Raw genomic sequence first — 10,735 nt, 5'->3', positions numbered from 1 at the left:
TCTCCAGGATGGCCCTGTCGGCCGGATGGCAGCATGTACGCTACCCCCGTCCGGGGGCACACTTCGGGAGAAACCGCGGAGAAGCCCGCCTTGTTCGTATTGAAGTCGTTTCGCCCACTTGAAGCGTCTTTTGTGTTTCTCGCGACACTCGCCGGCCTCCTCGCCTGGTCACTACCGGATATAACCGGCCAGACGCGGGCGGTGGGAAATGTGACGGGCACCGCCAATCGTATATCACCCCGACCGGCCGTATTCGGCCAGACCGGAAAGCTCGTGTTCGGCCTTGGCCCCTCCCTCGACAGCGACTCGACATCGCCCGTCGCCAACCAGCTGGGGATGTTCACAACCTGGTACAACAGCCCGAACGACTTCGGTTTCATGACTAACTGGGCGAAGGACCTCATTCCACAGGTTTACGCCAAACGACGGGCGATCCACCTCGTGGTGTGGCTCGGCGGGGCCGGTCAGGTCGCGACGGTCCAGACCAAGTACGGCCCAGCGTGTGGTCGCGACTACCCACTGTCATCATCGTTCCTGGGTGACACCAGACGGCTCGCGCAGATATTCGCTGGCCCGGCGGACGGAGCGCCCCTCTACGTCACGCTCTTCACCGAGCTACAGACCTATCCGTGCCAGGCCAACACCTGGGCGGCCACGCCCGAGGTGACCAACTACTACCTGAAGCTGAAGGACCAGTACACCGCGGCAATGGGCATCTTCCACTCCATGGCGCCAAACGCGAGGGTCTCGCTCGGCTGGGGTGGCTGGCAGGCCCGCTGGGACGACCCGGCAAAAGGCGGCGGAAAATCGCTGATCGGGCACTTCGACGACGTGCTGCGTCAGTCGGACTTCCAGAGCTTCCAGGCGATGGACTCAAAAAGCAATGTCGACGATATCCGCAGGATGACGCAGATCCTCGGTGGGTATGGCCCGGTCATGGTCGCGCACTACAAACCCGACGACGGCTCGACCGCCACCTGGCATGACGATCTGCGGACGATTTTCACCGACGACTACGTACGGCAGATTACCGCCGCGGGCCTGTTCGGGTTCAGTTTCATGGACAGCAAACAGCTGAGCGCCGATCCGGGCTCACTGCAACTGGTCAGGAACGCCGCCACCCGGTATGGCACCCAGCCAGGATGAGCATCCAGCCAGACTGAGCCCAGCCAGACCGGGCCCAGCCAGACCGAGCCCATGACGTGAAGATCACACGCACCCTGCGAAGCTTGTCCGGGTCGGTTCGCACGCGGCGGACTGACCAGCCCGCCGCGGCGGCCGGCCCTCGAGCCAGGGGTCCCCGGATCGTCACGAAGCGACTATCCGGGGGATGGCATGCAGCGACTCGACGACACCGCCGGCGGAGATGCCCGATGGGTCGTGTCCGCCGGTGATGTCGTCGACACGCTCGAGTGCGGGCACCGGCTAGCGCTGTCCCATGCCCGCGCGGCCGGCGTGCGCCTCGACGGCACCGGCGCGGAGGTCACCACGTCCGAAGCGGACGACCTGCTGGTACGCCACGGTGACGCCCACGAACGGCGCTGGCTGGAGCGGCTCGTCCACATCTTCGGCGCGGATGGCGTCCGGGTGATCGAACGGCCTGACAACACCCTGACCGCGCTGGCCGCGGCGAGGGATCAGACCCGCGACGCCGTCGCCGCCGGCGTCGCCGTCATCTACCAGGGTGTCCTTTTCGACGGTTCCTTCCAGGGCCGGCCCGACTTCCTGATCGCCACGCACCTCGACCCGCTCACCGGCGCCCACACCGGCGCCCCGGCAAACGGACGCTACGAGCCGTACGACGCCAAACTCGCCCGCCACGCCCGTCCTACCGCGGTGCTGCAGCTCACCGCCTATGCCCAGGCGCTGCCGACGATCGGCGTAGACGTCGCGCGCCACATCCATCTGCTACTCGGCGACGGCCGGCTGGAGTCGCTGCGGGCTGACGATATCGCGCCCCTGATCAGCCATGCCCGGACCCGGCTGGCCTCGCGGCTCGCGACCGAACCCGCGATCCCGACGCCCTCCTGGGCTGATCCCCGGCCCGCATGTGAGACCTGCGCGTTCGCCGGCCACTGCGAGAAAGGGCGGGAGGCTGCCCGTGACCTGTCGCTGGTCGCCGGCCTGCGCACCGATCAGCGACGCAAGCTGCGGGCCGGCGGGATCAGCACGCTCGAACAGCTCGCCGCGGCCGGTGACGACCAGCGCCCGCCGTCGATGGCCGCGGCGACCTTCGCCGGGCTACGGCTCCAGGCGGAGCTACAGGCCATCCAGGATGCCACCCGCACCGATGACGACCGGACCGGGACCGTGACCGTCCGGGTGGTCGCCCCGGACGGGCTCGCCTCCCTGCCCGCCCAGGACCCCGGTGACATCTACTTCGACATGGAGGGCGACCCATACGCGCTGGGCAACACTGGTCTGGAGTACCTGTTCGGGGCCGTGACCCCGACCGGTACCGGGGACGGCGCCCAGGAGCTCTTCCATCCGTTCTGGGCACATGACCGGCCAGCGGAGAAGCGCGCTTTCGAGCGGTTTGTCGACTGGGCGGCCGCGCGGCTCGCCGACCATCCGCAGGCGCACATCTACCACTACGCCCCGTATGAGCCGAACGCCCTGAAACGGCTGGCCGCCCGCCACGGCACCCGCGAGCGGCAGGTCGACGACCTGCTTGCCGGGCACAGGCTCGTCGACCTCTACACGGTTGTCCGGCGCAGCCTGAAGATCTCCCAACGCTCATATTCGATCAAGTATCTGGAACCGCTGTACCTGGCCGGCGCCCGGGGGACGGAGGTCAAGACCGCGATCGACAGCATCGTCGCCTACGAGAACGTTCTGGCCCACCTCGCAAACTCCGACCGTGCCGCGGCCGACCGCCTCCTCGGCGAGATCGCCGAGTACAACCGGGTCGACTGCGTATCCACCCACCGGCTGCATCGCTGGCTGCTGGACCTGCGCGCGGCGCAGGGCATAGCGGGCGCGCCGGCATACCACCCGTCGGCGGACCACGGCGACGGGCCCGACGCGACAGTGGACGCGACAGTGGACGCGCTGACCGCGAAGCTGCCGGACGATCCGGCGGTCTGGACCGACGACGAGCGGGCGCGGGCGCTGCTGGCCGCCGCCGTCGGGTACCACCGCCGCGAGAACAAGCCGGCGTGGTGGGAGTTCTTCGCCTGGCTCACCGCCGACCGAGCGGCGCTGGAGGCGAACGACAACTGCGCCGTCCCCCTGGGCTGGACCATCGTCGAGGACTGGGCCGTCCCGGCCGGGCGAGGGAAACGAACCCGGCGTGACCTGCTGGCCGCACTCGACGCTGAGGGCACCCATCCGTACTCCGACGGCGACCGGATCCGTCTGCTCTACCCGGGGGCTGGTGGGGCCGACGGCACCACCCGTGATGGCAGCATCAAGCGCGCGGGCCCCGACCAGCTGCTCATCCACGAGACCGCCAGGCCCGGCGAGGTGGGTCTCGACGGGGACGGCAGCGCCGGGGCAGCTGCCGAACTGCCGGTCGCCGTGCTGCCTGGCGCGCCGGTGCGTCCCGAACCGAAACCGGCCGCGATCGCGGAGCTCGCCCGCACCGTCCTGGCCGGGCCCGCGCTGCCCGAAGGCCCGGCCATGGATCTGCTTCGCCGGCACCCGCCACGTCTGCTCGGCCGGGTCGGCCTGCCCGACCCGGCCGAGCACGGAAATGATCTGATTGCCACCGTGCTCGCCGCCGTCGACCTACTCGCCGGGTCCTACCTGGCCGTGCAGGGGCCGCCCGGAGCCGGCAAGACCTACCTGGCCGGACGGTTGATCCGCCATCTGGTCGGCCAGGGCCGCACGGTCGGGGTGTGCTCGACCAGCCACAAGGCGATCGAGAACGCCATGCTGGCGGCGACCGGCAACATCCCGGCGGCGAGCCGCCCTCCCGCCACCGGGATACCCGCGGCCAAGAAGCTGCGCTCCGGGCAGAAGCCCAGCCCGCTGGCACCGTGGGACTGCCCCCGTGACCTCCGCGCGTTGGTCTCCTGGCGCGCCGCGCACCCGGACGGGCATCTGGTGGGCGATACCTCGTGGGCTTTCGCGAACCCCGCGCTGCGCGCGGAGCCGTTCGACGTGCTGATCATCGATGAGGCGGGCCAGTTCGCGCTCGCCGACACCCTGGCCGTCGCCGGTGCCGCCCGCAACCTCGTACTGCTCGGTGACCCGCAGCAGCTCCCCCAGGTCGTCGCCGGGATCCACCCGGACGGCGCGGACGCCTCCGCCCTCTCCCACCTGCTCGGCACGAATGACGTCATCCCCGGCGCGTTCGGGTACTTCCTCGATCTGACCAGGCGTATGCACCCGGCCGTGTGCGAACCGGTCTCGGCGCTCGCCTACCGGGGACGGCTGCACGCCCACCCGGTGACCGCCGGCCGTCACCTCGACGGCATCGACGCCGGCCTCTACCTGCGCGACGTGCTCCACTACGGCAACACCACCCGTTCGGACCCGGAGAAGGACGCGGTCGCCGGCCTGATCGAGACCATCCTCGGCCGGCGCTTCGTCGACCTCGACGGCGAGCGCGTCCTGCGTGGCCCCGACATCCTGGTGGTCGCCCCGTACAACCGCCAGGTACGGGCGATCGAGCAGGCGCTCGACAGGGCCGGGACGCACGGCGTCCGGGCCGGGACCGTCGACCGCTTCCAAGGCCAGGAGGCACCCGTCGTCATCGTGTCGCTGACCACGTCCAGCGCGTCCGAAGCGCCCCGGGGGCTGGACTTCCTGCTCTCCCGTAACCGGCTGAACGTCGCGCTGTCGCGGGCGCAGGTCCTGGCCGTGCTGGTGATGTCACCGGCGTTGCTCGACAGCGCCGCACGCACGGTCGACGAGCTGCGCCTGCTGGCCGGCCTCGCCCGGCTGCGGGCCACCGCCCGCACCGACTTCCCCGGGATCACCACGCAACCCGCCGGTAATCAGCCGGTTTCGGTGATCCGGGCCCGCGCTTCCGCGGCAGCGGGCCCCGACCGCCGGCAAGCGTCCAGGACGCCGCCGGGGGACGCGGGCGCCACGGCGGCACCGCGGGCGAGTCAACTCGCTGAGGACGATCTGAGGGGATGCCCGTGACCGCGCTCGACACCAGCGCCGACACTGGAACGGGCCGGGGGAAAGACGCGGGGAAAAAGGGGAGGAAGCGATGGCTGGCCGCCCCGGCTGTTCTCGCCGGCTTCTGCGCGCTGTCCGTAGCGCTGTTCTGGGATGGCTGGACGGATCTGGGCACGACTATCTACGGCGGCAGCGATGCCGTCCTGTTCTCCTGGTACCTGGCCTGGACGCCCTACGCCCTGGCCCACGGGCTTGACCCGTTCGTCACCCATTTTCTCAACGCTCCGGACGGCGTCAACATCATGTGGAGCACTGGCGTGCCGCTGCTCGGTGTGCTGGCCGCACCGATCACCGTGCTGGCCGGGCCGCTGGTGGCCTTCCAGGTACTGACGACGCTCGCGCCGGCGCTGTCCGGCTGGGTGATGTTCCTGGTGATGCGCCGCTGGAGCGCGGCGTTCCCCGCCGCCGCCGCCGGGCTGCTCTACGGCTTCAGCCCCTACGTCATCGGCGCTTCCTACGGCCACCTGCACCTGTCGTTCGCGCTCTTTCCCCCGATCCTCCTGCTGCTGCTGGACGACCTGCTCATCCGCCAACGCCGGGCCGCGCGGACCGGCGCGCTGCTCGGCGTGGCCGTAGCCGCCCAAGCGCTGGTGAGCGAGGAGGTGCTGGCGACCTCAGCGGTGGTTGCGATCATCGCCATCGCGATCCTGTGCGTCCAGCATCGTGATCAGATCCGCCTGCGCGCCGCGGCGGCAGCAGGTGGGCTCGCGGTCTGCGCGGCCGTCGCCACCGTGCTGCTCGCCTGGCCGCTCTACATCCAGTTCTTCGGCCCCCAGCGCGTCCACGGATCAATCCAGCCGTCCGACATCGCCGTGTCCGACCTTCTCACCTTCGTCACGCCCACGCCGCTCCAGGCCATCGGCCCGGACTTCGCCGTCCGGGAAAGCCTGCGGTTCTCCGGCAACGCGGTGGAGGTCAGCGGTTACTTCGGCCTCCCGCTGCTGGCTCTGCTCGCCTTCATCGCGCTGCGGTTACGCCGTGATCCGCTCGTGGCCCTGTGCGGGCCGCTGTTCACCGCCGTCGCCGTCCTGTCCCTCGGCCCGCACCTGCACCTGGGCGGGCACGTCACTGGTATCCCACTGCCGTGGCGTCTGTTGGAGCTGGGGCCGGTGCTGCACAACGCACTGCCGTCCCGCCTGTCGCTGTATCTCGTGCTGGCCGCGGGTGCGATGATCGCGGTCTGGCTCGACCAGGCACGGCCGCCGCGGCTGCGCGCCGTCACCGGCGTCGTTACCGCCGCCGCCCTGGTGCCGCTGGTACCGGCGACGCTCCTGCCCTTCACCACGGTCACGCCGAGGTTCTTCACCGGCCCGCAGGTCGACAACCTGCCCACAGCGACGACAGCGCTGGTCGTGCCCTATCCGTACCCTCAGCAGAACATCGCGATGCTGTGGCAGGCGCAGACCGGTTTCCGGTTTACTATGCCAGGTTGCTACTGCACAGTTCCTGACCGTAATGGACGATCCAGCTTCCATCCGGAGGTCGACCCGCTGAACTCAGCGCTCATCGCTGTCGCGACCGGCCAGCGGACCGCACAGGCGGCCCTGGGACAACCTGGCCTGGCGGCAGCCTTCGACCACTACCAGCTGAATGCGATCATCCTCGGCCCCACCGATCACCACGACGAGCTCGTCACCCTGCTGACGACGCTGGCGGGTGCACCCGGGCGCTACGTCGACGGGGTCGACCTGTGGCTGCTCAACAGCGCCCCCGGCCGGTCGTGACAAGGTACTGACGCCAAAGAGCCCCAGACGGAACACGCAGCAACGGAACAACCATGAATGGAGCGCGGATGGCAGAGATCAAGGTAGCGGTGGAACGGGTCGTCGCGGCGACACCGGCGAAGGTCGTCGACGCGCTCGCCGACTACAGGGGCATTCGCGCCGAGGCGTGGCCAAAAATGATCACCGACTACGAAGTGATCGAGGGCGGTACCGGCGCCGGTACCCGGATTCGTTACCGGCTGCACGCGACCCGCCGCCGCGTCCGTACCGTCGAAGCGGTCGTGTCCACACCCGAACCCAGCCGGACCCTCACCGAAACCGACCAGAACTCCACTCTGCGTACCGTGTGGACGGTGCGGCCCGCTGACCCGGGAACGGCGCGGATATCAGTAGAGACAAGCTGGGCGGGCGCAAGCGGAATCGGTGGCTTCTTCGAACGAGCCTTCGCGCCGATCGGTATCCGCAAGCTGTGGAACGGTGTTCTCGACAACATCCAGCCCAGGCTGGACTGACGATCGAGTGACGCATCTCGGCTGGGTTACGGATCTCGGCCTTCACCTTCCGTCGCCAGTCGAGGAGCTGCGCGACGATCGGCTCACCCGCCACGGCGTCCAGGTTTTTGTCAAACGCGACGACCTCATCAGCGAAAAAGTACCGGGAAACAAATGGCGTAAGCTCAAGTACAACCTGACCGACGCCGCCGCGGCGGGCATGTCGACCGTGTTGACCTTCGGTGGCGCCTTTTCCAACCATATCCGCGCGACAGCCGCCGCCGGTGAGATTATCGGGGTCCAGACGATCGGTGTGATCCGCGGGGAGGAACACCTCCCGCTCAACTGGTCGTTGTCGGCGGCCGCGGCCAGCGGCATGCATCTGACCTACCTCGACAGGTCCGCATACCGCCGCAAGGACGACCCCGGCGTCATCGCAGACCTGCGGAGGCGCCTCGGCGACTTCTTCCTGATCCCCGAGGGCGGCAGCAGCCCCGCCGGGGTCCGCGGTTGCGCCGAGATCATCGCCGAGGTCGGCCTCGAGTTCGACCTGGTCTGTTGCGCGTGCGGCACGGGCGGCACGCTGGCCGGTATCGCGGCCGGCCTGAAACCGGGCCGAACCGCCATCGGGTTCTCCGCGCTGAAAGGCGGACATTTTCTCACCGGGGTGGTCGCCGGCCTGCAACGTGCCGCCTTCGGCCGGTCGACCGACAACTGGCGGGTCGAATGCGGCTTCCACTTCGATGGCTTCGCGAAGAACCCACCGGAGCTCCGCTGTTTTGTCGACGCCTTCGCCGAGCGCCATGGAATCCTGCTCGAAGCCGTGTATGTGGCGAAGATGATGTACGGTATCTTCGCCCTGGTGCGAGGTGGCGTGATCCCGCCCGGCACCAAGGTCCTCGCCATTATCACCGGACCGGCCGAACCGCCGCCCCGATAGCCGCGTGACCTGATCCGCACCCGCCCGGCTGTCGGGCGGGTGTGATTGAATTGCCACGCTTCTCTCGCTGAAGGCGACGCGCGGCCATTTAGAGAGCGTCCCGCAACGGCGATATGACGCAGCGTTCCGGTTGACGTAACGGGATAAGGGGCCACGTGCGCGAGAACGAACACGTCGACGTCATGATCGTCAACGAGCGCGCGCTTGGGTTCACGCGCGCCACCATGACCCGATGGCTCTCGCCCTCACTGCTGCTGCGTACGGCCATACGCGTGGGCATCAGCGGGCTGCTCGGCTCGTACGCCGACAAACGGGAGGAGATGGCGGCGCTGCCCGCCGCGCCCGTGGCCGACCTGTCCGGCACCCGTGATGCGCCAGCCTCCGGGGAACTATCGGATGGCAGCGAACCACCTGACACCGGCGAACTGTGGTTCGACTACGTCAGCGATCTCGGTGACGGGTTCGACTCGACCTATGCGATGGCATCGCTGCTGGCCGCGCCCAGCCTCAACCTGGCCGGGACGACGATGCCGCGCGGCCGGATGCTGGTGATGGGCGGCGACCAGTGCTACCCCACACCCAGCATCGCCGGCTATGAGAACAAGCTGATCGGCCCGTACCGCACCGCGTTACCCAGGCAGCGCTCGGAGCCGGCTGAGCGGCCGAAGCTGTTCGTGCTACCGGGCAACCACGACTGGTACGACGGGCTCACCGCCTTTATGCGGGTCTTCTGCCAGGGCTCGAGCATCGGCGATTGGCGTACCGAGCAGACCCGCAGCTACTTCGCGGTGCGGCTGCCGCACCGATGGTGGCTGCTGGGGATCGACATCCAGTTCGACTCCTACATCGACGACCCGCAACGCCGCTACTTCATCAAGATCGCACAGCGGATGCACCCCGGTGACGCGATCATCCTCTGCTCGGCGAAGCCGAGCTGGATCAGCACGGCCGAGCAGGACGCCGAAGCATACGCCGTCCTCGACTACTTCGAGCGCACGATCATCCGTGCGGCCGGCGCCCAGGTGCGGGTGTCCCTGACCGGCGACCGGCACCACTACGCCCGTTACAGCGAGGTCGGCGGCACCGCGGTGAAGATCACCGCCGGCGGTGGCGGCGCTTACCTGTCCGCCACCCACCGGCTGCCGCAACAGCTGGTACTGCCGCCGCCGGCATCGCGCGCGCGGGGAAAGAGCGACCCCCCGGTCCATTACGAGCTGGCCAGCACCACCTTTCCGGACGCGCCGACCTCCCGCCGGCTCGCCAGCGGCATCTTCCGTCTGCCAGCGCTCGCGCCAGGTCTGGTCGCGCTGCTCGGTGGCATCCACCTACTGCTGACACTGGCAATCGGCGCCGCCGGGACGGACGGGCGAGGTGCCGCCGGTCGCCTCGACGGCATCGCGGACGGCCTGCGCGGCGCAAGCGTCGGCAGCCTGTTCGTGGGCCTGCTCAGCGGCATTCCCGGGCTCGTGCTGGCCGTGGGCGTCATCGCCGCGGCGCTCGCCCTGACCAAAGCCGGCCGGACCGCGCGGGGCATCGTCGCCGGAGCCACACATGGGCTTACCCAGCTCCTGCTCGCTGTCGCCCTGCTTGCCGGCGCTGTCACGATCACGCGCCCGCTGCCCGGCACATGGCTGCTCGCCGGGGTGCTCCCGCTGGTGTTCACGGCCGGCGGCTTGGCCGCCACCGAACTGGTCGCCGCCTATCTCTGGCTGGCCGACCGGACGATGGGCCTGAACACCAACGAACTGTTCGCCGCACAGGGAATCGCCGATTACAAGAACTTCCTGCGACTACACATCAGCCCCGACGGACAGTTGACGATCTACCCTGTCGGGGTCCGTACGGTACCGAAACGCTGGCGCTTCACCCCGGGCTCCTCAACGGGCGCGGCGGCGGGAACACCCCGGTTCACCCCGACCGACCGGCCCCTGGAGCCCTTTCTCATCGAACCGCCGATCACCGTTGCCCGGGACACCCCCGGAAAATTCCGATCATATGATCGGAAGCCCTAGACTGACGGCGTGTCACACCAGCGTCTGATACTCACGCTCAGTTGCCCCGATCGGCGTGGCATCGTCGCGGCGGTGTCCTCCTTCATCACCGAGAGTGGTTGCAACATCGTCGAAGCCCAACAGTATCTGGACCCCGACAGCACCCACTTCTTCCTGCGCCTGGCCGCCGACGTCGAGGAGCCGCACGGCAGCCTGGAGGACCTGTGTGACGCCTTCGGCGCGGTTGCCGAGACCTTCTCGATGGACTGGCAGCTCTGGGACGCCGCCGTCCGATCCCGCACTATGATCATGATCTCGCAGCACGATCACTGTCTGGCCGACCTGCTGTCGCGCCGCCGCGCCGGCACCCTGCCGATCGAGATCGCCGGTGTCGTGTCCAACCACCGCGACGCCGAAGAGCTGGTCCGCTGGCATGGCGTGCCCTTCCACCACCTG

General features: G+C 68.9%; 7 protein-coding genes. All 7 read left to right on the top strand.

Going from position 1 to position 10,735, the window contains the following annotated elements; translation table 11 throughout:
* The first annotated feature begins 33 nt into the window (after window positions 1-33).
* Window positions 34-1,146, top strand: a complete 1,113-nt coding sequence (locus MJ783_RS08630; RefSeq protein WP_239309838.1) for a hypothetical protein — start codon at window positions 34-36, stop codon at window positions 1,144-1,146.
* A 189-nt stretch (window positions 1,147-1,335) separates the two neighbouring features.
* On the top strand, window positions 1,336-5,094 hold the full coding sequence (locus MJ783_RS08625; RefSeq protein WP_239309836.1) for a TM0106 family RecB-like putative nuclease: 3,759 nt from the start codon (window positions 1,336-1,338) through the stop codon (window positions 5,092-5,094).
* On the top strand, window positions 5,085-6,857 hold the full coding sequence (locus tag MJ783_RS08620) for a hypothetical protein (protein ID WP_239309834.1): 1,773 nt from the start codon (window positions 5,085-5,087) through the stop codon (window positions 6,855-6,857). Before MJ783_RS08625 ends, MJ783_RS08620 begins: the two co-directional genes overlap by 10 nt.
* Window positions 6,858-6,925: 68 nt before the next feature.
* Window positions 6,926-7,369, top strand: a complete 444-nt coding sequence (locus MJ783_RS08615; protein WP_239309832.1) for an SRPBCC family protein — start codon at window positions 6,926-6,928, stop codon at window positions 7,367-7,369.
* 7 nt (window positions 7,370-7,376) lie between these two features.
* Window positions 7,377-8,288, top strand: coding sequence for a 1-aminocyclopropane-1-carboxylate deaminase/D-cysteine desulfhydrase (locus MJ783_RS08610; protein ID WP_239309830.1), 912 nt, complete (start codon window positions 7,377-7,379; stop codon window positions 8,286-8,288).
* A gap of 155 nt (window positions 8,289-8,443) precedes the next feature.
* Window positions 8,444-10,300: a hypothetical protein gene (locus MJ783_RS08605; protein ID WP_239309828.1), complete on the top strand. Its 1,857-nt coding sequence runs from the start codon at window positions 8,444-8,446 to the stop codon at window positions 10,298-10,300.
* Between the two features lie 9 nt (window positions 10,301-10,309).
* Window positions 10,310-10,735, top strand: a 426-nt coding sequence (locus MJ783_RS08600) for an ACT domain-containing protein (protein ID WP_239309826.1), incomplete at its 3' end; no start/stop codon positions are given.

This window comes from Protofrankia sp. Cj3 (assembly GCF_917627355.1).
In the GTDB taxonomy this organism is placed as follows: domain Bacteria; phylum Actinomycetota; class Actinomycetes; order Frankiales; family Frankiaceae; genus Protofrankia.
This window is presented reverse-complemented; position numbering and strand designations above follow the sequence as displayed.